At 54.4% G+C, this 24636-nt stretch carries 26 protein-coding genes and 1 riboswitch; of the genes, 12 read left to right on the forward strand and 14 right to left on the reverse strand.

Features of this window, described 5'->3' with window-relative positions:
• Nucleotides 1–90 precede the first annotated feature (90 nt).
• From HALA3H3_RS01465 to HALA3H3_RS01475, 3 genes are all read left to right on the forward strand, one after another.
• Nucleotides 91–330 carry a hypothetical protein gene (locus tag HALA3H3_RS01465; protein ID WP_053856851.1) on the forward strand — a complete coding sequence of 80 codons (240 nt, stop codon included), beginning with the start codon at nt 91–93 and terminating at the stop codon, nt 328–330.
• 156 nt (nt 331–486) lie between these two features.
• Nucleotides 487–738 carry a type II toxin-antitoxin system Phd/YefM family antitoxin gene (locus HALA3H3_RS01470; RefSeq protein ID WP_022520613.1) on the forward strand — a complete coding sequence of 84 codons (252 nt, stop codon included), beginning with the start codon at nt 487–489 and terminating at the stop codon, nt 736–738.
• Nucleotides 735–989: a Txe/YoeB family addiction module toxin gene (locus HALA3H3_RS01475; protein WP_022520614.1), complete on the forward strand. Its 255-nt coding sequence runs from the start codon at nt 735–737 to the stop codon at nt 987–989. Before HALA3H3_RS01470 ends, HALA3H3_RS01475 begins: the two co-directional genes overlap by 4 nt.
• Nucleotides 990–1244: 255 nt before the next feature.
• Here HALA3H3_RS01475 and HALA3H3_RS01480 read toward each other — a convergent pair whose 3' ends face one another.
• The 7 genes from HALA3H3_RS01480 to HALA3H3_RS01510 all read right to left on the reverse strand — a co-directional run bounded on the left by HALA3H3_RS01480 (nt 1245) and on the right by HALA3H3_RS01510 (nt 6183).
• Nucleotides 1245–1700 carry a GNAT family N-acetyltransferase gene (locus HALA3H3_RS01480; protein ID WP_022520615.1) on the reverse strand — a complete coding sequence of 152 codons (456 nt, stop codon included), beginning with the start codon at nt 1698–1700 and terminating at the stop codon, nt 1245–1247.
• A gap of 89 nt (nt 1701–1789) precedes the next feature.
• Nucleotides 1790–2374 (reverse strand): HD domain-containing protein, encoded by a 585-nt coding sequence (locus HALA3H3_RS01485; RefSeq protein ID WP_022520616.1) that lies wholly within the window; start codon nt 2372–2374, stop codon nt 1790–1792.
• Nucleotides 2375–2493: 119 nt separating this feature from the next.
• Nucleotides 2494–2856: a DUF1304 domain-containing protein gene (locus HALA3H3_RS01490; RefSeq protein WP_027959862.1), complete on the reverse strand. Its 363-nt coding sequence runs from the start codon at nt 2854–2856 to the stop codon at nt 2494–2496.
• 63 nt (nt 2857–2919) lie between these two features.
• Nucleotides 2920–3345: a GNAT family N-acetyltransferase gene (locus HALA3H3_RS01495; protein WP_236557256.1), complete on the reverse strand. Its 426-nt coding sequence runs from the start codon at nt 3343–3345 to the stop codon at nt 2920–2922.
• Nucleotides 3346–3746: 401 nt separating this feature from the next.
• Nucleotides 3747–3935 carry a 2-hydroxymuconate tautomerase gene (locus tag HALA3H3_RS25900; RefSeq protein WP_022520619.1) on the reverse strand — a complete coding sequence of 63 codons (189 nt, stop codon included), beginning with the start codon at nt 3933–3935 and terminating at the stop codon, nt 3747–3749.
• A gap of 372 nt (nt 3936–4307) precedes the next feature.
• On the reverse strand, nt 4308–5495 hold the full coding sequence (locus HALA3H3_RS01505; RefSeq protein WP_053856853.1) for a pyridoxal phosphate-dependent aminotransferase: 1188 nt from the start codon (nt 5493–5495) through the stop codon (nt 4308–4310).
• A 10-nt stretch (nt 5496–5505) separates the two neighbouring features.
• The gene (locus HALA3H3_RS01510; RefSeq protein WP_022520621.1) at nt 5506–6183 is read right to left on the reverse strand and encodes a TetR family transcriptional regulator C-terminal domain-containing protein; all 678 of its coding nucleotides are present in this window, start codon (nt 6181–6183) and stop codon (nt 5506–5508) included.
• Nucleotides 6184–6507: 324 nt separating this feature from the next.
• Between HALA3H3_RS01510 and HALA3H3_RS01515 the strand changes: the two genes are divergently transcribed.
• The 4 genes from HALA3H3_RS01515 (at nt 6508) to HALA3H3_RS01530 (ending at nt 9755) form a co-directional block, all read left to right on the forward strand.
• Nucleotides 6508–7278 (forward strand): ABC transporter ATP-binding protein, encoded by a 771-nt coding sequence (locus HALA3H3_RS01515; RefSeq protein WP_022520622.1) that lies wholly within the window; start codon nt 6508–6510, stop codon nt 7276–7278.
• 71 nt (nt 7279–7349) lie between these two features.
• Nucleotides 7350–8126, forward strand: coding sequence for a transporter substrate-binding domain-containing protein (locus HALA3H3_RS01520; protein ID WP_022520623.1), 777 nt, complete (start codon nt 7350–7352; stop codon nt 8124–8126).
• Between the two features lie 66 nt (nt 8127–8192).
• Nucleotides 8193–8912 carry an ABC transporter permease gene (locus tag HALA3H3_RS01525; protein WP_022520624.1) on the forward strand — a complete coding sequence of 240 codons (720 nt, stop codon included), beginning with the start codon at nt 8193–8195 and terminating at the stop codon, nt 8910–8912.
• 9 nt (nt 8913–8921) lie between these two features.
• Nucleotides 8922–9755, forward strand: a complete 834-nt coding sequence (locus tag HALA3H3_RS01530; protein ID WP_022520625.1) for an ABC transporter permease — start codon at nt 8922–8924, stop codon at nt 9753–9755.
• 153 nt (nt 9756–9908) lie between these two features.
• Here the strand turns inward: HALA3H3_RS01530 and HALA3H3_RS01535 are convergent, their stop codons facing one another.
• On the reverse strand, nt 9909–10676 hold the full coding sequence (locus HALA3H3_RS01535) for a class II aldolase/adducin family protein (protein ID WP_022520626.1): 768 nt from the start codon (nt 10674–10676) through the stop codon (nt 9909–9911).
• A 53-nt stretch (nt 10677–10729) separates the two neighbouring features.
• Complete coding sequence (locus HALA3H3_RS01540) at nt 10730–11686, reverse strand: NAD(P)-dependent oxidoreductase (RefSeq protein ID WP_022520627.1); 957 nt, start codon at nt 11684–11686, stop codon at nt 10730–10732.
• 213 nt (nt 11687–11899) lie between these two features.
• A riboswitch (TPP riboswitch) is annotated at nt 11900–12062 on the forward strand.
• A gap of 88 nt (nt 12063–12150) precedes the next feature.
• Between HALA3H3_RS01540 and tenA the strand changes: the two genes are divergently transcribed.
• From tenA to HALA3H3_RS01555, 3 genes are all read left to right on the forward strand, one after another.
• A complete protein-coding gene (tenA, locus tag HALA3H3_RS01545; protein WP_009287211.1) occupies nt 12151–12834 on the forward strand; it encodes a thiaminase II in 684 nt (227 codons plus the stop codon).
• Nucleotides 12835–12865: 31 nt separating this feature from the next.
• Entirely contained in the window at nt 12866–14770 is a 1905-nt protein-coding gene (thiC, locus tag HALA3H3_RS01550) for a phosphomethylpyrimidine synthase ThiC (protein ID WP_009287210.1), read from the forward strand.
• A gap of 241 nt (nt 14771–15011) precedes the next feature.
• On the forward strand, nt 15012–16721 hold the full coding sequence (locus HALA3H3_RS01555) for a hypothetical protein (RefSeq protein WP_022520628.1): 1710 nt from the start codon (nt 15012–15014) through the stop codon (nt 16719–16721).
• A 134-nt stretch (nt 16722–16855) separates the two neighbouring features.
• On the opposite strand, the gene HALA3H3_RS01560 is transcribed toward HALA3H3_RS01555, so the two are convergent.
• The 5 genes from HALA3H3_RS01560 to HALA3H3_RS01580 form a co-directional block, all read right to left on the reverse strand.
• Nucleotides 16856–17041 (reverse strand): CsbD family protein, encoded by a 186-nt coding sequence (locus HALA3H3_RS01560; RefSeq protein WP_039859265.1) that lies wholly within the window; start codon nt 17039–17041, stop codon nt 16856–16858.
• Between the two features lie 97 nt (nt 17042–17138).
• Nucleotides 17139–18263: a DUF2955 domain-containing protein gene (locus tag HALA3H3_RS01565; RefSeq protein ID WP_022520630.1), complete on the reverse strand. Its 1125-nt coding sequence runs from the start codon at nt 18261–18263 to the stop codon at nt 17139–17141.
• Entirely contained in the window at nt 18253–19314 is a 1062-nt protein-coding gene (locus HALA3H3_RS01570; protein WP_022520631.1) for an HlyD family secretion protein, read from the reverse strand. The genes HALA3H3_RS01565 and HALA3H3_RS01570 overlap by 11 nt, the downstream gene beginning before the upstream one ends.
• Before the next feature lie 232 nt (nt 19315–19546).
• Nucleotides 19547–20059, reverse strand: coding sequence for a porin family protein (locus HALA3H3_RS01575; protein ID WP_022520632.1), 513 nt, complete (start codon nt 20057–20059; stop codon nt 19547–19549).
• Between the two features lie 77 nt (nt 20060–20136).
• Complete coding sequence (locus HALA3H3_RS01580) at nt 20137–21057, reverse strand: EamA family transporter (RefSeq protein WP_027959875.1); 921 nt, start codon at nt 21055–21057, stop codon at nt 20137–20139.
• A 186-nt stretch (nt 21058–21243) separates the two neighbouring features.
• Here HALA3H3_RS01580 and HALA3H3_RS01585 point away from each other — a divergent pair, with 186 nt between their 5' ends.
• Nucleotides 21244–22428, forward strand: a complete 1185-nt coding sequence (locus tag HALA3H3_RS01585) for an acetate/propionate family kinase (protein WP_022520634.1) — start codon at nt 21244–21246, stop codon at nt 22426–22428.
• Nucleotides 22425–24605 (forward strand): phosphate acetyltransferase, encoded by a 2181-nt coding sequence (gene pta, locus HALA3H3_RS01590; protein ID WP_009287205.1) that lies wholly within the window; start codon nt 22425–22427, stop codon nt 24603–24605. Before HALA3H3_RS01585 ends, pta begins: the two co-directional genes overlap by 4 nt.
• Nucleotides 24606–24636 lie beyond the last annotated feature (31 nt).

The raw sequence follows: 24636 nt of genomic DNA on the forward strand, positions 1-24636 counted from the left end.
TGCAGCTTAGAACAAGATTAGCATGCACCTGAACCCATGAGATAACCCAATCGCCCCGGGAACAGGGACGATATGATGGAGGTCAGGCGCATGATGAACTCAACAAAAGTGCAGAACTTTCACCACCACGGCTCGTTAGCCCCCTGCTATAACGATGCCGTGCCAGAAGGAAGTGCCGGCAATTTGCTCAAGGGAAGCATCCCTTCCAGATACCGCGATGGGCGGGGAGGCGTTGATCTTGAGCGTGTGCGGCTGGATCAGCAAGAAGCTCGACGACAGGTAATCCAGGCGATGGTACGACGTATCGAAAAGCTATGGCGTCTGCGTTGAGACAACGCATTAGCAAACAAGCTGCCAACACGCGTAACTTTCCAATGGATTCGAATCCGCAAAGCGGCGGAAAACCGAGCGCTGTGCAGTTGATTGTCAAACCTCACTACGTACTATATCCTGTACATTAACAACATCCTGTACAGGAGCAACCTTATGGATGCTATCAGCTACACAGCCGCTAGAACCAATCTAGCAAAAACCATGGAGCAGGTCTGTGAAGACCATTCACCTATGATCATCACCCGAAGCAAGGCGCAATCCGTGGTAATGATCTCTCTCGAAGACTATGAGGCGCTGCAAGAGACAGCCTATCTTCTGCGCGCACCTAAGAACGCCCGCCGTTTGCTGGAATCCGTTGCCGAATTGGAACAAGGTGGTGGTCAGGAGAAGGAACTTCTTGAATGAAACTAATCTTCTCCGAGAGCGCCTGGGAAGACTATCTGTACTGGCAGAAAACCGACAAGAAGATTCTTAACCGAATTAACAAGTTAATCAAAGAGACCAAACGAGAGCCATTTGAAGGGGTCGGCAAACCAGAGCCTCTCAAACACAGTCTCGCCGGTTATTGGTCTCGGCGAATCAACGAAGAACACCGAATGGTTTACAAAGTCACGGATGACGCTTTGCTAATTGCCCAACTCCGGTATCACTACTGATTTAACGCCGCATTAAGGTGTGAGTAACGCTGTCACCTAACCTAAACTATTGCGCCGTAAACACGAAACCCAACCTTGAACTGAGAATGCCAAGCGTTGCGATTCACTCTTAAACGCTTTGTTATGACGCTGAGCTTTGAGTCAGTTAATTTAATCGTGTGCCATAACGTTTTGTTAAGGGGTGGGCTTTAGCCCGTCCCAGCGAGCACAGCGAACGGTTTGAACCACTTGTTGGATGGTACCAATATGACCTCACTATTTATTAGGGAAGTATTCAAGTATCTCATCTTCCGCATCATCAAATAGACCAGTTGAACGCCAGCCTAGGTGTCGATAAAAGCCATATGACCGAGCTTTCGCATCGGATGAACACCCGAGGAAAAGTCGTTCAAACCCTAAAGAGTTGAAAGACTCAATCATTTGATTTAATAGTGCTTTGCCAACACCTTTACTTTCATATTCTGGCAATAGTGCCAAAACAACAATTTCTCCGGTTTCGCTATCACCGAAGCAATAGCCAATAATCTTCCCTTCACTAACACCAACGTAACCAGGTAAGGAGCCATCGCTAATTCCTGCTTTCCAGCTCTCTAAAGTAATACCGAGTTCTTCCAATTGTTCGACAGAGAAAGCGTTTTCTCTCGCCTTTCCTCTCAAGGCAATGCATTCGGCCACATCGTCAGGTGTTGCCATCCTGTATGCAACTTTCATTAGGAGCTCCATTTTAGTGCTTGGTTGTAGATCTAACGCCGTTCAGCACGCGCGGCTACGAAATGAAGGCGTCGCCGTGACGGACCTGGTTAGGAGTTCTTTAGCCAGCCTTGATCCACGGCGTACTCAACCTTTGAAATAAACCAGTCGTATATTTCTGAGTTTTCCTGCTCTATGAACCCATGCATTTTCAGCACTTGGCTCTTCCGTATGCCATGGTCTCTCCAGGCACGGCCCTCGCTCGTTACATTGTGCAGAAAGGGTAATAGACGGTCGATGACTTTGAGAAGCCTTGCTTCCTTAGTTTCCCCAGACTCTTGCTCTTCCCAGAGCTCCGGAAGATCTCCGATTGGGTTACCGGGATGAGAAGCCAGTTTCTCGATATACTTACGCTCTTCAATGTGGGCATCATTGCGGTTTGCGCTATAGAGAAATGTATCTCCTGCACCAATCTCACCAAGATCATGCACCAGGGCCAGTTTGAGTAATTTTAAGAGGTCAAAGTCTTCCTGTGACTGCTCTGCAAAAGCCCAGCAAGCCATCGCCAGGTGCCACGAATGTTCTGCTGAGTTCTCAACTCGCTCTCCACCGTTGATGTAGGTTTTGCGGTTTACCGATTTTAACGCATCAAACTGAAGTAAAAATTCCGATATCTGAGTGACTTTTTTGGTCACGTACTTCTCCTAACTCCGTGCACAGCGGCGACCTTGAAATGGTGACGAAGGAGCCCTGGAAAGGGTATCCGGCGGCCGCAGGCCGCGTACTGATGCGAATTGTTATGGCGAACCTGCACTTAATGATTAGCGAAAAGAACTAAAAGCAAGCCAATTGCTCCTGGCAACGCCTGCACAAATAGAATTTTCCGGTTTGCTGTTGCTGCACCGTAGATTCCGGCCACAACAACGCACGCCAAGAAATATAACTTGAAATCGTATCCTGCCGCACCTTGAAAGATACCAACCAAAAGACCGACTGCAATAAAACCGTTATAAAGACCTTGATTCGATGCCAAAACCTTTGTCGTTGCGGCTTGCTCTTTGGAATGACCAAAGACTTTAAGGCCCATCGGCTTATCCCAAAGAAACATCTCCAATATCAAGAAATATCCGTGGAGCAAAGCTACCAATAACACTACCAAATCAGTAATCATTGCCATGTGCACCTACCTACTTTTGAGACATAACACCACAATCACGCGCTTGTCGCGTGCATTGCATTGTTAAACCGTTCGTTGGCATGACGTATCGCCAGAAAATTCGAGAGTGAGTCTCAGCATATCTTTATGCTGAACTCCATTTTCAAAGATTGGCTCAGGATAGTTCTTCAAAAAGAAACCCTTATCAATACAGTCCACTCTAAAACCCTGCCTTTGGTAGAAGGTCAGTTGGTAACCGAAAGTACCGGTTCCGACCTCTAGGCCCTTTGCACCTGACTCCTGCATTTTATCGATAACTGTTTCCAAAAGTCGCGTTCCGATGCCACGCTGTTGATGCGATGGAGAAACAGCAATATTCATCAATTCCAATATTCCTGCTCCGATTGGCTTGAGAACACAAGATCCGATCACCTCGTCGTTGGTATATGCAACAAAACACCTTGCCTGATCCAGGTACTCTTTGATGGCCTTTTCAGATGGATCTGCCAAAAGAAGTAGATCTATCGGAACCTCTGAAGGTGGAACTTCGTCTATTCGCAACGGTATTTACACCCCCGAAACTCGGCATTAGGTTTAACTGTGATTATACACCCCGCTGCATAAGCTCAATAAACGTTTCGGCGCGTTCATTGAGCTTATGTAGCCACCAAAATTAACTCTACCCCATTGATTCTTCAGGTAGCAAAGAAAATTTCGGCAGTACACCCAAGATTCGGGTGCTTGCGCGTTTTGGTTAACTCGACAACGCTGTATATAAGCACACATTTTGTAGGGAGCGGCCCCTATGAAACTGATGGAGCGGGTGAAGGCTACCCTCAGAGTCAAACGCTATACGGATTCAATATCTCGACCTGCCCCACTGATCACCATTGTCCATTCGGGAAAGCTGCTCAGGAACGATCAGAATGTAGCTTCCCACCTTTGGCCCAATGCTCATCATCAAAATTTTGAAGGAAGATTGTTACTGCCTCAGGGCTGGTTCCATATGCTTCTGAAAATGCTTCGGTTATACGCTTAACTAAGAGCTCACGTTGCTCTTTAGTCCTGCCTGGAGACTGCTGAACGGTTACGATTGGCATATAGATCTCCTAATAAAATCAAAGATATATATAGGTTTAAATGAGGCACCCTGAGCAACCTTATTCAACCTGACGGCTCTTCCATTGAAGTTCTATCAACTATATCTTGACTCTACTCCACTCTTTCACAACCAAGCAAAGCCTAATTCGGCAGTATCAACCTTCCCCTTGCATTTCCCCCACCCGCCTCCTGCACTCCACCAACAAAAAGCTTGACGGGGTGCCAGTGATATCAGGCTGGGATCGCGCAAGGTGAGCACTTTGCTGCCAAGCGCTGATCCTGCTAAACCTGATCCGGATAATGCACTGCCTGTGCAGGCACCGGAGTAGGGGGTTAAATATCACAGTCAACGCATTCTTATATCTTGTCTGTTACGCCTCAAGGTGATGCCCTTCCAGGCTTCGACAAAGCGCTGCCAACCTGTCGACCGCCTGCATCAACACTTCATCCGGCACTGTCAGCGCCAGCCGAATTAGAGATGTAGCACTCTCGCCAAAGGAAGCGCCCGGCATCACCGCCACACCCTGCTCTTCGAGAAGGCGCCAAGCGAAGGCCTCGCCGTCCATACCTGTTTTGGAGATATCGATCATCAGGAACATGCCGCCCTGGGGCAGGCTTGAAGACAGCATGGGGATTTGGCTGATAGCTTTGTGCAGTAGTTTGGCGCGACGTCCCAGCGCTTCGCGCAGACGCTCGGCGGTATCGAAATGCTGGCGCAGAGCTACCTCGGTCATGTCAGCGATAAATGGCTGGTTGCCAAACAACATGGTTTCAGAGATGGGCAGCAAGCGGCGCGAGAACTCCACCGGCCCAATTGACCAACCACTACGGAAACCAGTTGCCGCATGGCTCTTGGAGATCGATGACACCACCACGGTTCGCTCTCTTAGGCTGTCGATTTCCAGCGGTGAGACAAAATCACCGTCGAAAATCAACGCTTCATAAACCTCATCACAGAGAATCCACAAATCGTGCTTGATACACAGCTCGCCCAGCTGCACCAAGGTCTTACGATCCAACACCGCGCCGGTAGGATTGTGCGGAGTATTGAGCATTAGCACCCGACTTTCCGGAGTAATAGCATCGGCCAGATCATCGGGCTGCATGATAAAACTATTCGCCATACGCAGCGGTACCGGTTGTAAATGCGCACCTGCCGCGCGAATAACCCCTTCATAGGTTGCATAATACGGGTCGCCACTCAACACACCATCGCCTTCACCGACCAGTGCCAGAATGACAGCGAACAATGCAGTTTGGGTGCCGGGAAAACACAGCACGTTCTCTTCGCTGATAGAAGGAAGGCGTGGTGCATAGGTGTCGATAAGCGCATCGACCAATCCCGGTTCACCACGCCCGTTAGAATAGCGCGTTCGCCCCGCCCGCAAAGCATTGATGCAGTGTTCGACAAGAGCCGGGTCTGTGGTGATATCCGGCTCACCGATGCTCAGTTCAATGACCTCTTTGCCTTTGGCTTGATGCGCTCTGGCGGCATTGTGCACCGCCCATTTGTCACCGCCAAGTTCATAAAGACGGTCGGTAATCGCTGCGTAGCGCATGAATAAATCCCTATTGTGTTGCGGGTTGAGAAGACGATTTGTCGACAGCGACATACTGCATCAGTGTGTTATTGGGCAGCGCTAGAATGCCTTCGGCGGCGCTCAACGCGATCTTAGGTAGCAACGCTGTGTCATATAGGCCGTGACCCAGCCCCCCTTCAAGCCACAGGCCATCAATCAGCGCATTCAGCGCAATAGCGTAGTGTTTACAGGTAACGGGGTCTGCCGGACGCTCCAGCGCTAAAAGTACCGGATGGATCAATGTTTCCAGCAAAGCCAGGAATTCTCGATAGCTTTCGCGGTGGATATCGGAATATTCCGGCTCGGTTCGCACGCGACCAATGAAGGTTGCCCACAGTGCGACCTTTCGAGACGACAGGTTCGGCGAGGTTACGTTAGCGACGATAAAGCGTGCCAAGCGCCGCTCTGGCACTTCGCCCGCTTGCTCAGAAGATTCCTCGGCTTCACCCGTCAGTTGGCCAATCAGGTAGGCATAAGCAGCACTCACCATGGCATCTTTAGAGCCGAAGTAATGCCTAATCAGCCCAGCCGTTACCCCTGCACGTTCGGCCACACGACGCGCGCTGGCACCATTCATTCCGTGCTCAGCAATACAGTGCAGCGTGGCTTCGAGTAAGCTGCGCCGCCGTGCATCCATAGACCAGCGCTGAAATGATTTCCTACTCATAATTCCCTTCGTTTCCGCTAAGAAACATCCGCCTAGGCATTTAATGCCACGTAAATTACTTCACAGGATCTACTTCGCATTGTTTCCAGCACATAAGTTAAGCAACTGAATAACCTTGTGAGATCGATACAAAACCTGCCTCAACAGTCGATCACCAACAGCAACCGACTCACCTTTCGTTGAACATTGATGCTTTGAATCTGACCGTACTTGGCTTACAGTTATACTGTCGTATAACAAGGAACTAATTGCAAGCGCCTGCTAAATGATGAAGATGTTTCCCCTCCGGGAGGCAGATGGGCGCCCCCAGAGACGAGACAATCAATGGCAAACGTACCTGCAATAGAGATCCGTGATCTTCACAAACAATTTGGCTCTCTCAAGGTCCTCAAGGGCATCTCCCTGACCGCACGCCAAGGCGATATCGTCGCCATCATTGGTGGATCAGGCTCGGGAAAGTCCACACTACTTCGCTGCATTAATCTGCTGGAGCACCCTACCTCGGGCGAGATAGCTATCCAGGGTGAACCCTATCGCATGAAGGACGCCCGCCATGGCGGTCTTGAAATCGCAGACCGTCGCCAGGTTCAGCGTATTCGCGCTCACCTCGGCATGGTTTTCCAGAACTTCAACCTGTGGCCACACCGTACGGTTCTGGAAAACGTGATCGAGGTGCCTATTCATGTGTTGGGCATGAAGCGCGACGAGGCCATTCATCGCGCTGAGGAACTACTCAACCGAGTGGGACTTGGCAGCAAGAAAGACATATATCCGGCCGTCATGTCCGGCGGGCAACAGCAGCGCGCAGCGATTGCTCGCGTGTTGGCCGTCGACCCGCTGGCCATGCTGTTCGATGAGCCCACATCAGCACTCGACCCGGAGCTGGTCGGCGAAGTGCTATCCGTGATTCGTGACCTAGCAGCCGAGCATCGCACCATGCTGCTGGTGACTCACGAGATGGCGTTTGCGCGTGATGTGGCCACACATGTGGTGTTCCTGCGAGAGGGCATAATCGAAGAACAGGGCCCTCCTGATCAGATTTTTGGTGACCCTCGCTCACCACATTTGAAGCAATTCATCAGTTCGGTGGCCTGACCGCCACCGATATCCCACCACTCCTGCAGACAATCTGGAAGACAACCCCGAAAACAACAGAGGTAATCCCCATGTTCAAGACATTCACTGCTACCGCCGGCCTTATCGGCCTGAGCATTTTCGCTGCCCCTGTGTTGGCAGATAGCTACAAGATCGGGCTATCCGCAGAGCCTTACCCTCCCTTTTATGCACCAGATGCCAGTGGCAACTGGTCAGGCTGGGAAATCGATTTCATCGAGGAGCTGTGTGACCGCCTGGATGCCAAGTGCGAGATCAAGCCAGTGGCCTGGGAAGGCATCATTCCGGCCCTGAAAACCGGCAAGATTGACATGATCATCGGTTCAATGTCGATCACCCCTGAACGTGCCGAACAAATCGCCTTCTCGAATAAGTATTACTCCAGCCCCACCGGCATCCTGGCGCGCAAGTCCACTGACATAGAGCCTACTCCCGAAGGCCTGGAAGGCGCCTACCTGGGCATTCAGTCGGGCACCAACCAAGAGCAGTATGCACGCAAGCATTTCGCAGATAGCGCCAACCTGAATGTCTATCAAACCCTCAACGAAGAGCTACAGGATCTGGTCGCTGGCCGTATTGATGCCATCGTCGCCGACACCCTGGCGGTACAGACCTTTATCAACTCTGAGACCGGCCAATCCTGCTGCGAATACCGCGGCGAGGTGGCCAGCGACCCTGAACTCATGAGTGAAGGCATGGGAGTAGGCCTGCGCCAGAGTGATACCGAACTTCGCGAACGGGTCAATTCAGCCATCGACGCGATGCGCGCCGATAGCACCTATGAAGAAATTAGCGCCCCTTACTTCGACTTTGATATCTACGGCAGCTAATCCCCATCAGCAAAGGCCGCCCACCCAGGCGGCCTTTGCTTTCCAATTTCACAAGGACAAGCCACTATGACGACTGTCTTCGATTTAAGCTTGTTGGCCTATGAGCCTCCCGGCTGGGGCAAGGTGCTGCTCGTCGGGTTCATGCGCTCGATCCAGCTGGCGGCGGGTGGCTATTTGCTGGGTATCCTGATCGGCATCGCAGGTGCCGCTGGCAAACTGTACGGCAATAAGGTCGTTCGCGACCTGTTTGAAATCTACACTGTGGTCATTCGTGCCGTGCCCGAATTGGTGCTGATGCTGCTGTTCTACTATGTTGGCACCGATCTTTTAAGCCGTGCTTCAACCGCCATGGGGTTTGGCAGCGTCGATATCGACGGCCTGACCGCCGGGATTCTGGTAATAGGCCTGGTACAGGGCGGCTATGCGACCGAAGTCTTTCGCGGGGCCATTCTCGCCGTCCCCCGCGGGCAGACCGAGGCGGCCCACGCCTTTGGCATGTCGCCCGCCCAGGTGCTGCGTCGGGTCACGCTGCCAGCAATGACGCCACATGCCCTACCCGGCATGGCCAACCTGTGGATGATTGCCACTAAAGACACCGCCCTGCTTGCCGTCATCGGCTTCAGCGAGCTCACACTGGTCACCCGGCAGGCCGCTGGCGCTACGCAGCATTACATTATGTTCTTTCTGGCCGCGGGCGTGCTGTATCTGGCGCTAACGCTAGTATCAAACGTGGCCTTGCGCCGCTTCGAACGCTATGCACGGCGTGGTCTTGTCTCTACACGCTGAACTCAAGGAATGCCTGTGTCTGACCCTCAAACTCTGGCGTCGCTTACCCGCCCGTCGCGAACGCCCACGTTAACCAAACTGCCGGGCCTACTTGAGCCTCACCGTATTATCCTGCTTTTGATATTCATCGTCGGTCTGGTGGCCGCGATTCAACTGATGGACTGGAGCTGGCTACCCCGCTACTTGCCCAAGCTCTGGGAAGGCCTGCAGATGACTTTGATCATGCTGGTATCCAGCGTGGTGGTGGGCTTTCTGATTGCTTTGCCTTTAGGGCTTGCGCAAGTCAAAGGAGCGTGGCCGCTGCGATGGCTAGCCACCGGCTTCTGCACCGTCATCCGTGGCACGCCACTGCTACTGCAGCTATGGCTGTTCTATTTCGGGCTAGGAGCGCTGTTCGGCCAGTTCCCGGAAATTCGCGACTCCTGGGCCTGGGACTACCTGCGCCAGGCCTGGCCCTATGGTTTCATTGCCCTCACGGTGTCATTTGCCGCCTATCAGGGTGAGGTTATGCGCGGTGCCTTTGCCGGTGTACCGCATGGCGAGCTGGAAGCCGCCAAGGCTTTCGGCATGTCGCGTCGCAAGGTTTTTAGCCGTGTCTGGTTTCCGCGTGCTGTTCATCGTGCTCTACCAACGCTGACGGGCGAGATCATCCTGCAACTGAAATCCACACCGCTGGTTGCCACCATCACCGTGATGGACTTGTATGCCGTCATCACCCAGGTACGCCAGACCACTTACCTGACTTACGAACCGTTACTCTTCCTGGTCGCCGTCTACCTCTGCCTGAGCGGCGTCTTGATCGTTGGGCTGCGCTGGCTGGAAAACCGCGTACCACAACACTAATGGTCACGGGCCTGTGCGAGCATCACGTTTATCAACGCTAATTCAGGACGTGGCACAACCAAAAAGGGGCCGTCCAGTGGCCCCCTTTTGCTTGTGTAGATATTCGTATAGTTCTGATACTGGCTTGCTTGCCGTGCTGGCAACCGCGCCAATTTAGTCTTTGTAGCTTGGATCCAGCGCCTCAAGCGTGCGCAGGTGCGCGGCCCATTCGAGTTCAAGATCGCCGTCTTCATGAATAGTCTGGTCGTATTGGCGCGCCACGTGCCGCGCCACCTCTTCTGGCACCAGCCGTAAGGGCTGGCCAGTAGACTGCGCCGCCACCTGTAGCTCACAGGCACGCTCAAGATAAAACATATTGTTGAACATCTCTGCAGCCGACGCACCGGTCGTCAGCAGGCCATGGTTACGCAACACCAGCGCCGGGTTGTCGCCAAGGCTTGCCACTATTCGCTCACGCTCAGCCAGATCCAGGGCAATGCCTTCATAATCGTGGTAAGACACCCGTTCGTGAAACTGCAGCGCAATCTGGTTAAGCCGTGTTTCAAGGCCCGACTCCAGCGACGACACCGCCACGCCAGCGCGCGTGTGGGTATGCATCACCCAGGCCGCATGGTGGCTAGCAGTATGAATCGCGGAATGGATGGTGAAACCAGCCGGATTCACTTGTTCTGGGCTGTTATCAATCTTATGGCCATCAACGTCAATCTTCACCAGCGAAGAAGCCGTAATCTCCTCCCAACGCCAACCGTAAGGGTTGATCAGGAAACGTCCCTTCTCACCAGGCACCCGCGCGGTAATATGAGTGTAGATCAGATCCGTCATGCGATAGTGGGCGGCCAGACGATAGCAGGCTGCCAGCGCGATGCGGGTTTCTTGTTCGGCGTTGCTCGTCGTGGTGCGTTGAGACTTATCGAGACTCATCAGGTGTTCCTTTGCAGCAAAGTGATTGTCATGCAACGTGGTTAGCGTTTACGTTAGTAACCGCGCGCCCGATCAACGCCCATGGCAAGCGGCTGCCCATCGCGAAGGGCGCGGGCGGTGTCGACAACCTGCCCTGCGACCACCTCTGGCAACGAATCACTGGCAATGTGTGGTGTGATGCGCAGGCACTCATGCTGCCAGAAGGGATGATCCGCAGGCAGCGGCTCGGCACGGAACACATCCAGGCTCGCCCCACCCAAATGGCCGTGTTCGAGCGCTAGGAGAAGATCGTCCTCGACCAAGTGCTCACCCCGACCGATCTGCACCAACCAAGCGTCTTTGGCGAGCTTCGCGAACAGCGCCTTGTTAAGCACGTTTTCAGTGGTAGCCGTCAGTGGCAGCACATTGATCAGATAATCGGCGCCATCCGCTGCCGCCATGACAGCCCCGTCACCTGTCAGATAGGTCACGCCTTCAACCGGCGCTTGTGGCTCGCTGCGGCAGGCTACGTGTACAGAAAAGCCAAGCGCGGCCACCGCTTTCACCACGGCGCGCCCCATGGTGCCGTGTCCCAGCACCGCCACCTTTCTTGATGCTGGCGCGCGCATCGTCAATGGCGCCCAATGCGCCTTGGCAGCATTTTGCTCCAGGGTGGTGAACTCACGCTCACGATGGAGCACCTCATGCGCGGCAAAACCCGCCATCAAGTCGGCCTGATGTGGATCCCGCACCCGGGCGATGTGTACTTCATCTTTCAGGCCAGGATGCGCCAGCAGGGCATCAACACCGGCACCGATAGACATCGCCAGCTCAAGATTAGGATAGCTCTCGAAAGCCTTGTCATTGGGCAACCAGCAGATCGCAAAACGCACATCTTCGGGGTTATCGATCTCATGGGGATGGCGCAGGACGACATCACTCGCTTCATCGCGCAAGGCGTTACCATAAATGGCATCAAGGTCGAGCGAATCACTGAGATAGACGCCTAAAATCGAGTTCGTGTTGGTCATGCAACTCCCTACGGTTCACATTCGAAATAGAAGTGGCTGTAAAACAGCCACTTGTTACTCAACTGTATAATAATTCACGTACCGATGCCATGAAACGCCATTACAGCACCTAAACTCTCATCGCTGTAATGATGCTAATAAATTGTTTCCCGATAACTTTCCATGTCATACACCCTTGCATCTCCCTCACCCGCCTCCTACACTCCACCAACGAACAGCTTGACGGGGTGCCGGTGAAATCCGGCTGAGATGGCGCAGGGCGTAGCAATTAATGCTGCCGAGCGCTGATCCCGCAGAACCTGATCCGGCTAATGCGCTGCTACTTACACAAGTTCGCAGCGAGGGTACCGGCGTAGGGATCAAGCGATGGCCACGGCTGCTCTCTCACGATCGCACGCCGCCCTTCTGCGCCACTCCCTCGATCTTTTTCGCCCGCCCTCCGGATCATTACCACCGGAGGAGTCATGGGCTACCGCTTTACTGATCTCACTACCGCTTGCCAGAAAGATTGGCGCGCCTATATTGAGCACGATTTTGTGCGCCAGCTAGGCACCGCCACGCTGCCCGGGGCGTCGTTTCGCCACTATTTAAAGCAGGACTACCTGTTTTTGATTCACTTCGCCCGCGCCTATGCGCTGGCTGCCTACAAAAGCCCCACCCTCGCCGATCTTCGCCAAGCCCATGAAGGCTTGAAAGCCATTGTGGATGTGGAGCTGGGCCTGCACGTGGGCTTTTGTCAGGAGTGGGGGATTTCCGAGCAAGAACTGGAGGAGCTTCCCGAAGCCAGAGCGACGCTTGCCTACACCCGCTATGTGTTAGATACCGGCAACCGCGGCGACCTGCTGGATTTGCACGTGGCGTTGGCCCCCTGCCTGGTGGGCTACGGCGAAATCGCCAACTGGCTAAACGCCCAGCCTTCCACCCTGCGCGGCGCGCAAAACCCTTACGACGCCTGGATAGCCATGTACGAAGGCGAGGAGTTTCAGGCCGCCATGCAGGCGGAGCTTGAATGGCTGAATATCCGCCTTGCCGACATTACCCCCGCCCGCTTTGCCGAACTGAGCAAGATCTTCCGCGACGCCACCCGCCTGGAAATCGACTTCTGGCAGATGGGCCTAGAGCTGATAGACCAAGACCTCACCCACTAATTCAGCAAAACAACACAAGGAAACGACAGTAATGACTAAGACCGTAACAAGCAAAACCAGCCACTTTTTAGCCGAAACCGCCCAGGTCGATGCCGCCGCCATTGCGCCGCTGCCCGGCTCACGTAAGGTATATATCGAAGGTTCGCGCCCGGATATCCGTGTGCCGTTCCGGGAAATTTCACTGTCGCCGACCAAAACCACCGGCATTGATGAAGAGAACCCGCCACTGCTGGTGTACGACACTTCAGGCCCCTATAGCGATCCGGATGCTAACAATGACCTGCGCCGCGGTCTGCCGGAACTACGCCGAGCCTGGATTGAAGAGCGTGACGATACCGAATTTCTATCAGGCCCCACGTCTGATTACGGCAACCGCCGCGCCAACGACCCGACGCTTGCCCAGCTGCGCTTTGATCTAACCCGCACACCACGCCGAGCAAAACCGGGCAAGAACGTGACCCAGCTGCACTACGCCCGCCAGGGCATTATCACCCCGGAAATGGAGTTTATCGCCTTGCGCGAAAACCAGCGCCGTCAAGCGCTAGGTACCGCTGAAGTAGAGCGCATTCTGGGCCATCAGCACAAAGGCCAGAGCTTTGGCGCCAGCCTGCCGGAAGAAATCACCCCTGAGTTTGTGCGTGATGAAGTCGCCAGAGGGCGGGCGATTATTCCCAATAACATCAACCACCCAGAAAGCGAGCCGATGATTATTGGCCGTAATTTCCTGGTCAAAATTAACGGTAATCTGGGTAACTCAGCGGTGACTTCTTCTATCGAAGAAGAGGTAGATAAGATGACCTGGGGCATCCGCTGGGGCGCGGACACCATTATGGATCTCTCCACTGGGCAGAACATCCACGAAACCCGCGAGTGGATTTTGCGCAACTCGCCGGTGCCGATTGGCACAGTGCCTATCTATCAGGCGCTGGAAAAGGTCAAAGGCGTGGCCGAAGACCTCACCTGGGAAGTCTTCCGCGATACGCTGATCGAGCAGGCCGAACAGGGCGTGGACTACTTCACCATTCACGCGGGCGTACTGCTGCGCTATGTGCCGCTCACCGCCAAGCGGGTCACCGGCATTGTCAGCCGCGGCGGCTCGATCATGGCCAAATGGTGTTTGTACCATCACCAGGAGAGCTTCTTGTACACCCACTTCGAGGAGATCTGCGAGATCTGCAAGCAGTACGATGTGGCGTTCTCCCTCGGTGATGGCCTGCGTCCTGGCTCAGTGGCCGATGCCAATGACGAAGCACAGATGGCGGAGCTAAAAACCTTGGGCGAGCTGACCCATATTGCCTGGAAGCACGATGTGCAGGTGATGATCGAAGGCCCCGGCCACGTGCCCATGCACCTGGTGAAAGAGAACATGGATAAGCAGTTGGAATACTGCGACGAAGCGCCCTTCTATACCTTAGGCCCGCTGGTAACCGATATAGCCCCCGGCTACGACCACATTACCTCGGGCATTGGGGCGGCGATGATCGGCTGGTTTGGCTGCGCCATGCTCTGCTACGTCACCCCCAAAGAGCACCTGGGCCTGCCCAATAAAGACGACGTCAAAACCGGCATCATTACCTACAAGATTGCTGCCCACGCGGCGGATCTCGCCAAGGGCCACCCGGCAGCGCAGCGGCGGGATAATGCACTCTCTAAGGCACGCTTCGAGTTCCGCTGGGAAGACCAGTTCAACCTGGGGCTAGACCCGGATACTGCTCGGGAGTACCACGACGAAACCCTGCCCAAAGACTCCGCCAAGGTGGCACATTTCTGCTCCATGTGCGGACCAAAGTTCTGCTCCATGAAGATCAGCCAGGAAGTACGTGACTATGCCAACGAACATGGTCTAAACGGCGATCAGGAAGCGGTGATGAAAGGCATGGAAGAGCAGGCAGAGAAGTTTCGCAACAAAGGCAGTGAGCTGTATCAGGAAGTTTAAAATAGCGACTTACTGAACAGCATTGTGACTATACGTGGCCCTTGAGTCTTAGCAAAACTCAAGGGTCACATTAATATCTAATCGCCACAGGCCAGCCACTGAATTTGCTCTAAGAGTATTTAAAAGTAATTACCGTCCAAGTAGATTAATTATACATTGCTCGTGTATGATTCTCATTTGCGCAGCGCTCTGTTCATAGCGTTTTATTTAAAACCAACACCATTCAAAGAACCGATTCCAGATGAAAACCAAACTTTACTTGGCGGTAACCGTTGCTCTGCTTAGTGCAGGCATGTTAACTGGCTGCAGCGATGATAACGAACCAACAGCCGCAGGCACACAGGAGGAAGCGCCGAAAAATAATGCAGCTCTCATGCTGAAATATATTCCGGCTGACTCTCCCTACTTCATGGCAACACGTGAAGCAATGCCTGAACAAGATGCTTTTGATCGTTATCAACGCATGCAGCCCAAGGCTAGCATTGAGTCTAGTCTGGATGAGCTACGCGAGACACTGCCCGAGATAGACGATGAAGTGATGCATTCGTTGATGACGGTATTGATCGCCATGAGTGAAGAGCTGGTCGATGTTGAAACGCTGGACGATGTCCATGCGCTGGGCCTGAAAATGAACCCTCAGGCCGCCCTCTATGGGTTGGGTATCTTGCCTGTTTTACGTATGCAACTGCAGGATGAAGATGCCTTCCGCGAAACGCTGCAACGCATTTTGACCAAAGCAGACATTAACCTGAGTACGGCCACCACCAACGACACCGAATACTGGGTGCTGACGCCTGAGGGGCCCGTCAAGGCGATTCTAGCCATTGACGACCAGCAACTGCTGGTGTCTGTGGTACCACAGAATGCTAGTGACGAGCTGCTAGCACAAGTGCTGGGTAACACTCTGCCCGACAGCAGCATCGGTGATACCGATGCACTGGCAGAGCTTGAAAAGCGCCATGGCTTTACACCTTACGGCGCAGGGAAAATCGACTCCTCACGCCTACTTAATGAGCTGAGCACCCCCACTCACTCAGGTACTCAGGCACTGATGGAAGCGGTTGATGCCGAGCAATTGGATTTATCCGCCTGCCAGGCAGATATCGACCGTATCACGAACCGCTTCCCTGGCCTTGTAATGGGCTCGCGCGAGAACGATCTTGACCGCATGGAAATGAACCTGATTCTAGAAACCGATGAGGATATTGTCAGCGACCTGCGCACTCTGACGACTCAGGTGCCGGGCCTAGGTAGCACAGAAGGTATGGCCAGCTATGGCTTAGGTCTGAACATGCCGCTGTTGGTTCAGACCGTTCAGAAATATGCTCAGGAAGTGCGCCAGAACCCCTTCAGCTGTGATGAACTACAAGATCTGAACAGCTCCTGGAATGAGATCAACATGGCGATTAATAACCCGATCACCATGATGATTGGTCAGTCACTATCTGGCTTCAGAGCTCGTATCAACAGTCTGACAATGACAGACGGCGAACCTACCATGACGGGGCTCCTGACGCTTGCTTCACAAAATCCTCTTTCCCTGCTTTCTGCCGCAAGCTCTTTCGCGCCGGAGTTAGGGACTCTAGGGCTTGAACCCGGTGGGGAAGCCAAGCAAGTCGAGAGCATGATGCTGCCCCCTGAGGCACCGGAACTCTACGCCGCCATGTCTGACACGGCTATTGTACTGGGCGCTGGTATCAGTGATTCGGCGACACTGCAGAAAGAGCTGGAAGCCCCTGCCTCAGAGCGCAATCTGCTTGTTCATGGACACATAACAGGCGAGTTCTACCACTCACTGGCCGACTTTGTGGAACAGATACCATCAGATGATTTGTCAGCGTCCGATATTGATATGCTCAAGCAATATGGTGACATCTACAAAAACATGGAGTACTGGTTCAGAGTAGATGACGCTGGCGTGGAAATGAGTTTATCGCTGGAATTAAACTAAGATCAGGCCGCTTCAATAATGCGAAAAACCTGCTAGTGGGTTAGCGGTTTTTTCGTTTGAGCAAGACAACTGTTTAAAACCACTTAAACGCCAACAGGGGGCCGAAGCCCCCTGTTGGTATCAGTGTTACATAACTAGCGCTGTTTTTTCTGGCTCTCCTTGGCGTCGCCTTTGCCTTTTTGCAGTTCGCCTTTAGCCTGCTGGGCCTTACCTTTGGCTTCAGTTTTAGCGCTTCCTGTTGCCTTGCCCGCGGCTTCTTTCACTTTTCCCGCTGCTTTGTTGGCCGTTCCTTTCGCTTTATCTTCTTTACCAGTTGCCATGACGAACACCTCTAATCCGTTAGTAGGGAAACACATCAAATCACACGTCGACACATTCATCAGAGTAGCCTTTATTAAAAAAGTTGCGCTAATTAATTTAGGCCGGGTTGTTGGCGGGTAACCGCGTTGGTGCCCAGCGGTTCAACACGAAGTGCAGGGAAGCCATAGCCAGAAGCGTAAGAACCAGTGCCACACTCATGGAAGAGAAGCGATAGAGCGCGCTATACACCAGATCCTGCTGCGGGCCTAACGACTGGCCAAACAGAATCCCCAGAGTGGTCAGTCCACCAAAGCCAATCCCTGAACCGCCCCCTTCATGGATATGCTCCCGAGCGAAAAGCATTAACCCCAGCCAGTAGAGCAACACCACCAGCAGGAAATGGTGGCTCTGGGTATATAAGAATAACTGCATTAATAGAGCCAAGTTGCACCCTAGTAGGGTTCCTATGGCTCGCTTACCGGCTGATACTTTCGCTCCAGAGTACCCCAGCGTAAACAGCACCAGGATGGTCGCCATCTGCGCAGAGAGCGACCCTTGCAAGTCGAACATCTGAAACACTACAAATGAGAGCGTGGCGGTTAATCCACCGATTAAAGTTTCATGGCGAATTTGCGAGGGTGTTTTGGTAACCCTGGGCGGCGGTTTGCGGGCTTCCACGTCGGGAAACAGCGTATGCATCAGCATGGCAATAAACACCGCCAAGCCACTGGCGACGAGATTACAGGCCAGTAAATCGCTCAAGTCCACATTGGGGTAGCTGGCGAAGTGAAGCAGAATGCTGAGCGTCAGCACACCGTTGGCGCCAAACAGAAACAGCGGCCCTTTCGCCATCAGGTTAAAGCGAAACAGAAAAATGCCCATCACCACCAGGGTCATCACCACCGGTATATGTTTGAGTAACCCCACCACCAGGCTGACTTCAAGCACGTTAAGCGATACGTTGGCTAAAAACTGGCGAATAATATGGCCATTCAGAATCGGCACCATGCCCAGCAAGAACATCGGGAAAACAGTAAAAAACACCCCGTAGTTCCAGCCCATTAGCTGGCTGACCACAAACCCCAGCGTGCCACCACCGGCCACCCGCAAGCACTGACGCAGGCCGTTTTGGGTTAACACCGGGCGAGCAGTTCGCTGGGCATTAGCCCCGCCGCGCCTCCCCCACCAACCTTTAAACGGGGTCAACAACAGGCGCTTAATATACGGGCTCTTAATAAACATAGTGCAACCAGCTGATCAGATGTGCCTGTAACCACACAAATGGTTTGGCCAAAGCAGCATCTCCTGGCTGAAGCTGCACCGTGGCGCGGGCTCCGCTGGGTAATAAATTCGCGATTGGCTGAGTTAGCACCAGGTGTACACGCATCCGCTGGGCATCGCGTATCCAGCGATCGGTGGTGGGAATATCAGCCAGTTGACCATCGGCAGCCAACTGTCCTTCACGAACACCGGCATCCATGGCGAGCACTTGCGCATCAAATACCTGGCCTGGCCAAGCATCAAACACTACTTGCGCTGCGTCACCAGGTGCCGCATGGCGCAGGCTCTTTTCGCGAAAATCGGCAATGACATCTATCGCATCCGCCACTACTGCTACCGCTGGCTGCCCCGCCTGAACGTAGTCGCCTACATCTAGCTGCAGGTTGGAAACACTTCCGGCTTGCGCAGCGCGCACCTGGGTATGAGCAAGATCCAACTGCGCCTTGGAAAGCGCATTGTCTGCTTGGCGCAAACGCAGATTCGTCTCTCCGGCCTCGCCCAGTTGCACTTCCAGGCTGACGATTTTAGCCCTGGCTGCCGCCACACTGGCCTGTGCGGTACGCTCAGCAGCCACCTGCTGTTCGTACTGTTGGCGCGATACGCTCTGCTGCGCCACAAGGGTTTCAGCACGCTGAAGTTCTCCCCGACGCTCGGCAGCCGTTGCCTCAGCGGACGCCAGCTCCGCTTGGGCAGAGGTAAGCTCTGCTTCCAACCGGGCATTCTCCCGCTCGGCCTGTTCGCGATTAAGCTGCGCCTGCTCAACGGCTAATCGAAACGGCGCCGGGTCAATCTGAAACAGCACATCGCCTTTTGCTACATGCTGGTGATTACTGACCAGCACCTCACTCACTGGGCCGCTGAGTTCGGGCGCTATTCGCGTGACCGGCCGCATCACCCTCGCCTCCGGCGTCATAGGCATAAAGCTATCGGCCACCAGAAAATAGATAAAAAGCAGTACAAAGGTAGCAAGGGCTACCCTCACCCATCGGGCAAATATTTGATCGGGGGTCATGCAGAGCTCACTTGTTAGCCACCAGGAAACCACCTGGCCAGCGCCTCTCAACGGGCGCGCATCGTGTAGGGAATCACATAGGGGACTTTAGTCTAACAATCAATTAGCGCGCTAACAATATATCTATGTCTATCTACTGCTACATAAACGCTCTCTACAAGCCTATAAACAAAAACCCCATGGCATAAAGGCCATGGGGTTTAGTCATTCGCTACGCTGTTACGCTAAGGATTTAGAACCGGTAGCGTAAACCTACGCTTGCAGCATCAAAGGAGTAAGCTGATTTATCCAGGTAGCGCATATAGTCCGCGCTGAGGGAGAGGTTTCTGGCCACATCCATCTCAGCGCCTGCGCCGTAGGAGAAGTCGCTTTCGCTGTCGCCGCGGTCAAACTCTACTTCCGTAAAACCCGCCAGGCCATAAAGACGCACTTCAGGTGCTATGGGAATAATCCCTTTAGCATAAGCACCCGCTACATAGTCTAATTCGGCACCACCGTCGGAACCGCCCGTACCTAAATGACCTTCAATGCCAAAGTAGTCATTGAACTGGGCACCGCCGCGCAGGCGTAAGCCTACGTCATCACGGGACGAGCCTCTGTCTGGATCCAGACTCCAGAACATGGCATCAGCGCCCAGGTAAGCTTGCGGATAACCGGTAGACTGTTGTGCTTGAGCAATGGTTGCAAATGCGCCTGCACCCACCAGGAGTACCGCCGATGTAAGTGACAACATGGACATCTTCATAGCTTGCACCTCAGTTAAAAAACAGTGTTTCCTTACACATTTGTATTGTGATTCATAACTATGAAGAACGCAAACATTTACCGCCCCTTGGATAAGCTCAGCACGACAATACCGCCAACGACGACTGCCCCACCTACCAACTGGCCGGGGCTAAGCATTTGCCCCAACACGAAGTAACCCAGCACCAGGGAGGCAACCGGCTCGATATTCATCACCGGTGCGTTGCGTGCCATATCGAGTCGCGGCACAAAAATAAACAGCGTCGAAAATGCCGAACCATACAGCAGACCAAGCAGCGTCAGCCCTAGCCAGCCGGTACTGTTATCCGGCAGGCTCATACCCCCTGGCACGACACCGGCGATGCCGCCAATGATCATGACAATAAACACGGTCTGCATGGTCAACAGGCTGCGCAGGGTGCTGCCCACTCCTGCAAGGCGGTGCTCGGTAACCCACAGCGCGCAGGCAAATACGAAGGCCGCCATTAATCCAAAACCAATGCCTGCTATCCACCCCGGCCCCATGCCATCGGCGCTGGCAATCCATGAGGGAATATCCAGCACCACCAGTAAGCCGATTAAAATCGTGCCCATGATCAGACAGCTACGCAGAGTAGGACGCGGGCCGCCCAACGCCCAACTGAGCAGCGCCAGCTGAATAGGAAAGGTATTGACCAATAGCAGTGCGATCACCACAGGCAGCCTGGCCACCGCCGAGTAGAGGCTAACGCTTTGGATCGCAATCAGTAGCCCCACGGTCAGTTGCCACGGCCAAGATCCCGCGGGCAGCCACAAGCGCTTTTTCTGCACGATGACTAGCGCCACTAAAATCAGGCAGGCAACCCCCGAGCGGGTTAATACCGCCAGTAACAGACCGGTGCCATTATCAAACGCCAGCCGAGCTGAAACGTGATTGGCGGCAAACATGGTGGCCACGGTCATCATTAACAGAATGGCCAAATGGCGCGGCAGTAGTTTCGGCAAAGAGGACGCTGACATAAGAACGGTACGGCTCGTTATAGGGGTGAAGGTGTAAGATGGCAAGTAGCCAGGTAGGCAAAGATCCCAGCATGCCAAGCTTTTGCCTAGAAGGCTAACGAAAGCCTGACGCTGCTTTTGCGCGCTGCAACATGTTAAACTAAAGTCTACCCCTTTGCTCAATAACCTCCTAGCGAAAAGGTTTTTATGAACGCACCGGTGCTGGTCATTAACTGCGGTTCCTCCTCTATTAAATACGCGTTGATTGATTCCGACCCTCAGGCACCGCGACTTGAGGGCATAGCGGAACGCTTGGGTAGCGAGGATGCACGCCTCAAGGGCAAAAACAGCGCCGGTGATCGTTTCAACCAACCACTTCCTGGCGCTGACCACACCCAAGCACTTAACGCGATCCTTGAGCGTATGGAGGGCCGATTACCAGCGGCGGTGGGCCATCGCATCGTGCATGGCGGCGAGCACTTCACCCAGGCCGCACTCATCGACGCTAGTGTCATTGCGGCTATCCAAACCACCGCAGCACTTGCCCCCCTTCATAACCCAGCAAATTTAGCAGGTATTGCGGCGACCCAGAACGTCTTTCCTGAGCTGCCCCAAGTGGCAGTGTTCGATACCGCTTTCCACCAAACCATGCCGCCGCGTGCTTACCGGTACGCACTACCAGAAAGCCTCTACGCTGAGCATGGCATTCGCCGCTACGGCTTTCATGGCACCAGCCATGCTTATGTTAGCCAGCGGGCGGGCGAACTGAGTAGCCGTGGCACAGGCGGCTGGCTGACTGCCCACCTGGGCAATGGCTGCTCCACCAGCGCGGTGTGGAACAATCAAAGCCAGGATACCAGCATGGGCCTTACCCCACTGGAAGGCTTGGTGATGGGCACCCGCAGTGGCGACGTTGACCCTGGCCTGCACGCCCACCTGCACCGCCAACTGGGCTGGTCGCTAGACAAAATCGACGACGTGCTCAATAAAGAGAGCGGCCTACTGGGCCTTTCAGGCTTAACCAACGACATGCGCGAAATTGAGGAGGCTGCTGAACAAGGGCACGCCACCGCACAGCTGGCGGTAGAGGTATTCTGCTACCGGATCGCTAAATCTCTGGCGGGGCTCTCCTGCGCCCTGCCCCAGCTTGATGGGGTTATTTTCACCGGCGGTATCGGCGAAAACTCGCCGATTGTACGTCGCCGTGTGCTCGCCCTATTGCCCCACTTCGGCTTTGCGCTGGATAACGACGCTAACGAAGCGACTATCCGCGGCAAAGAGGGCAAGCTGGATAGCGCCAGCCATGAAGGCCCCCAGGTGTGGGTGATCCCTACCGATGAAGAAGGCCGCATTGCCATGGAAACCCGCCACTGCCTAGAGACACGTGTATGACTCACCCCGACCAGCCACAAGCGATTCTGTTAGTGCCTACCAGCCAGGGCGTCGGGCTTACCTCCGCCTGTCTGGGGTTAATTCAAGCGCTGGATACCATCGGTCTGAAAGCCGGGTTTTTAAAGCCGTTTATGCAGAACGAGCTGAACGGCCCAGGCCTGGATCGATCCACCGCATTGGTTTCCCGGGCACTCAATCAGCGCCCGCCTTCGCCGATTTCCCAGGCTCGCCTTGAGCGCTTGCTGCGCGACGACCAAATCGATGAGCTGATGGAAAATGCCGTCGAACTCTATGAACAGGTTGTTCAACAGGCCCACCGCGATGGCAGCACCCTAGACCTAGTCGTGGTAGAGGGCGTAGTGCCCACTCAGCACACCACCTACGCCACCCAAACCAACGCCCAGCTCGCCAACGCGCTTAATGCGCGAATTATTCTTGTCGGATCCGGTGATTTAAACGAGCCCCAGGCGCTGGCCGAGCAGCTTGATATGCACGCCCGCAGCTTTGGCGGGGTTAGCTCCAGCCGCACGCTGGGCGGCATTTTGATGCGCATGAAAAATCTGCCCTACGCGCAGGAAGATGATCTTTCTGCAGCACCGGGCACCTTCAAACCGCAGTTGGAAGAGTCAGTGCTCGCTGAGCTGCGCCAGTACTCCCCCGCCCTGGCGACCGATAAATTCCACCTGATTGGTGTGGTGCCTTACAGCAAAACACTTAGCGCCCCGCGCACTCTGGATGTGGCCCGAGCGCTTAATGCCAAGTTGTTGAACGAAGGCGAGGCAGCCAGCCGTCGGGTACTCTCCACCAGCCTCTGCGCCCGCAGTGCTGCCAACGCACTGCATATTTTCACCCCGGGTAGCCTGGTAGTGGCCTCCGGTGACCGCGACGATGTGGTGCTGGCCTCAGCGCTGGCGACCATGAACGGTATTCAGCTAGCGGGCGTACTGTTGACCAACGGCTTTATGCCCAACGACAGCATGATCGAGATGTGCCGCCCCGCGCTCAAAACGGGTCTACCGGTCTTGGCAGTAGAAACCGACAGCCTGACCACAGCACAGCACCTCAGCCAGCTAAGCAGCGAAATCCCTATGGACGACTTCGAACGCGCCGAACAGGTGGCCCGTTACGTCGCAGCCCATATGGATCTTGAGTGGTTGAAAGCCCACCTGAGCAGCGGTTATACCCGCCGCCTTTCACCTTCAGCGTTTCGCCACCAACTGGTTAAACTTGCCCAGTTGGCTAAAAAGCGCGTAGTGCTGCCGGAAGGAGATGAACCGCGCACCGTAGAAGCGGCAATAATCTGCCAGCGCCGCGGCATTGCCGACTGCGTACTGCTGGGTAAGCGCGACGATATCGAAAATGTAGCGCGCAACCGCGGTCTGACACTGCCAGAATCGCTGACGATTGTTGACCCTGAAAGCACCCGTGCGAACTATATTGGCCCGATGGTCGAGCGTCGTCGTGGCAAACTCAACGAGCTAACCGCCGAAGCGCAGTTGCAAGATAACGTGGTGCTCGGCACCATGATGCTGCAGTTAGATGAAGTCGACGGACTAGTTTCCGGCGCCGTACACACCACCGCCAACACCGTGCGGCCCGCCTTCCAGTTGATTAAAACCGCGCCGGAGTATAATCAAGTCTCGTCGATTTTCTTTATGCTGCTGCCCGAGCAGGTGGTGGTCTACGGCGACTGCGCGGTGAATCCCGACCCAGACGCTGAAACCCTGGCCGAAATCGCCCTACAAAGTGCCCGCTCCGCTGAAGCCTTCGGTATCGAGCCACGTGTCGCCATGATCAGCTACTCCACCGGCGACTCCGGCACCGGCGCGGATGTGGATAAAGTCCGCGAAGCCACCCGGATTGCTAAAGAACGCGCGCCGCACCTGGCCATCGACGGCCCGCTACAGTACGACGCCGCCGCTATCGAGAGCGTGGGCAAACAGAAAGCCCCCGACTCGCCAGTGGCAGGTAAAGCCACCGTGTTTGTGTTCCCCGACCTCAACACCGGCAATACCACCTACAAAGCAGTGCAGCGTAGCGCCCGCGTCGTGAGCGTTGGCCCCATGCTGCAAGGGTTGAACAAGCCAGTGAATGACCTTTCCCGGGGCGCACTGGTCGACGATATCGTTTACACCATTGCGCTAACCGCCATTCAGGCCAGTCAGCGGGAAAGCTGAGTTACAGAAACTTTCCCTAGCCAATAAAAAC

Origin of the sequence: Halomonas sp. A3H3 (assembly GCF_000982975.1) — a bacterium.
In the GTDB taxonomy this organism is placed as follows: Bacteria; Pseudomonadota; Gammaproteobacteria; order Pseudomonadales; family Halomonadaceae; genus Vreelandella; species Vreelandella titanicae.

What these genes read in the sequence shown, in the direction of transcription:
- HALA3H3_RS01560 (WP_039859265.1), bottom strand. Translation starts at nt 17,041, where the DNA reads ATGGCAACTGGTAAAGAAGATAAAGCGAAAGGAACGGCCAACAAAGCA.
- tenA (WP_009287211.1), top strand. Translation starts at nt 12,151, where the DNA reads ATGGGCTACCGCTTTACTGATCTCACTACCGCTTGCCAGAAAGATTGG.
- HALA3H3_RS01565 (WP_022520630.1), bottom strand. Translation starts at nt 18,263, where the DNA reads ATGTTTATTAAGAGCCCGTATATTAAGCGCCTGTTGTTGACCCCGTTT.
- HALA3H3_RS01575 (WP_022520632.1), bottom strand. Translation starts at nt 20,059, where the DNA reads ATGAAGATGTCCATGTTGTCACTTACATCGGCGGTACTCCTGGTGGGT.
- HALA3H3_RS01570 (WP_022520631.1), bottom strand. Translation starts at nt 19,314, where the DNA reads ATGACCCCCGATCAAATATTTGCCCGATGGGTGAGGGTAGCCCTTGCT.
- pta (WP_009287205.1), top strand. Translation starts at nt 22,425, where the DNA reads ATGACTCACCCCGACCAGCCACAAGCGATTCTGTTAGTGCCTACCAGC.
- HALA3H3_RS01505 (WP_053856853.1), bottom strand. Translation starts at nt 5,495, where the DNA reads ATGCGCTACGCAGCGATTACCGACCGTCTTTATGAACTTGGCGGTGAC.
- HALA3H3_RS01475 (WP_022520614.1), top strand. Translation starts at nt 735, where the DNA reads ATGAAACTAATCTTCTCCGAGAGCGCCTGGGAAGACTATCTGTACTGG.
- thiC (WP_009287210.1), top strand. Translation starts at nt 12,866, where the DNA reads ATGACTAAGACCGTAACAAGCAAAACCAGCCACTTTTTAGCCGAAACC.
- HALA3H3_RS01585 (WP_022520634.1), top strand. Translation starts at nt 21,244, where the DNA reads ATGAACGCACCGGTGCTGGTCATTAACTGCGGTTCCTCCTCTATTAAA.
- HALA3H3_RS01530 (WP_022520625.1), top strand. Translation starts at nt 8,922, where the DNA reads ATGCCTGTGTCTGACCCTCAAACTCTGGCGTCGCTTACCCGCCCGTCG.
- HALA3H3_RS01465 (WP_053856851.1), top strand. Translation starts at nt 91, where the DNA reads ATGATGAACTCAACAAAAGTGCAGAACTTTCACCACCACGGCTCGTTA.
- HALA3H3_RS01470 (WP_022520613.1), top strand. Translation starts at nt 487, where the DNA reads ATGGATGCTATCAGCTACACAGCCGCTAGAACCAATCTAGCAAAAACC.
- HALA3H3_RS01525 (WP_022520624.1), top strand. Translation starts at nt 8,193, where the DNA reads ATGACGACTGTCTTCGATTTAAGCTTGTTGGCCTATGAGCCTCCCGGC.
- HALA3H3_RS01490 (WP_027959862.1), bottom strand. Translation starts at nt 2,856, where the DNA reads ATGGCAATGATTACTGATTTGGTAGTGTTATTGGTAGCTTTGCTCCAC.
- HALA3H3_RS25900 (WP_022520619.1), bottom strand. Translation starts at nt 3,935, where the DNA reads ATGCCAATCGTAACCGTTCAGCAGTCTCCAGGCAGGACTAAAGAGCAA.
- HALA3H3_RS01520 (WP_022520623.1), top strand. Translation starts at nt 7,350, where the DNA reads ATGTTCAAGACATTCACTGCTACCGCCGGCCTTATCGGCCTGAGCATT.
- HALA3H3_RS01540 (WP_022520627.1), bottom strand. Translation starts at nt 11,686, where the DNA reads ATGACCAACACGAACTCGATTTTAGGCGTCTATCTCAGTGATTCGCTC.
- HALA3H3_RS01580 (WP_027959875.1), bottom strand. Translation starts at nt 21,057, where the DNA reads ATGTCAGCGTCCTCTTTGCCGAAACTACTGCCGCGCCATTTGGCCATT.
- HALA3H3_RS01555 (WP_022520628.1), top strand. Translation starts at nt 15,012, where the DNA reads ATGAAAACCAAACTTTACTTGGCGGTAACCGTTGCTCTGCTTAGTGCA.
- HALA3H3_RS01480 (WP_022520615.1), bottom strand. Translation starts at nt 1,700, where the DNA reads ATGAAAGTTGCATACAGGATGGCAACACCTGACGATGTGGCCGAATGC.
- HALA3H3_RS01535 (WP_022520626.1), bottom strand. Translation starts at nt 10,676, where the DNA reads ATGAGTCTCGATAAGTCTCAACGCACCACGACGAGCAACGCCGAACAA.
- HALA3H3_RS01515 (WP_022520622.1), top strand. Translation starts at nt 6,508, where the DNA reads ATGGCAAACGTACCTGCAATAGAGATCCGTGATCTTCACAAACAATTT.
- HALA3H3_RS01510 (WP_022520621.1), bottom strand. Translation starts at nt 6,183, where the DNA reads ATGAGTAGGAAATCATTTCAGCGCTGGTCTATGGATGCACGGCGGCGC.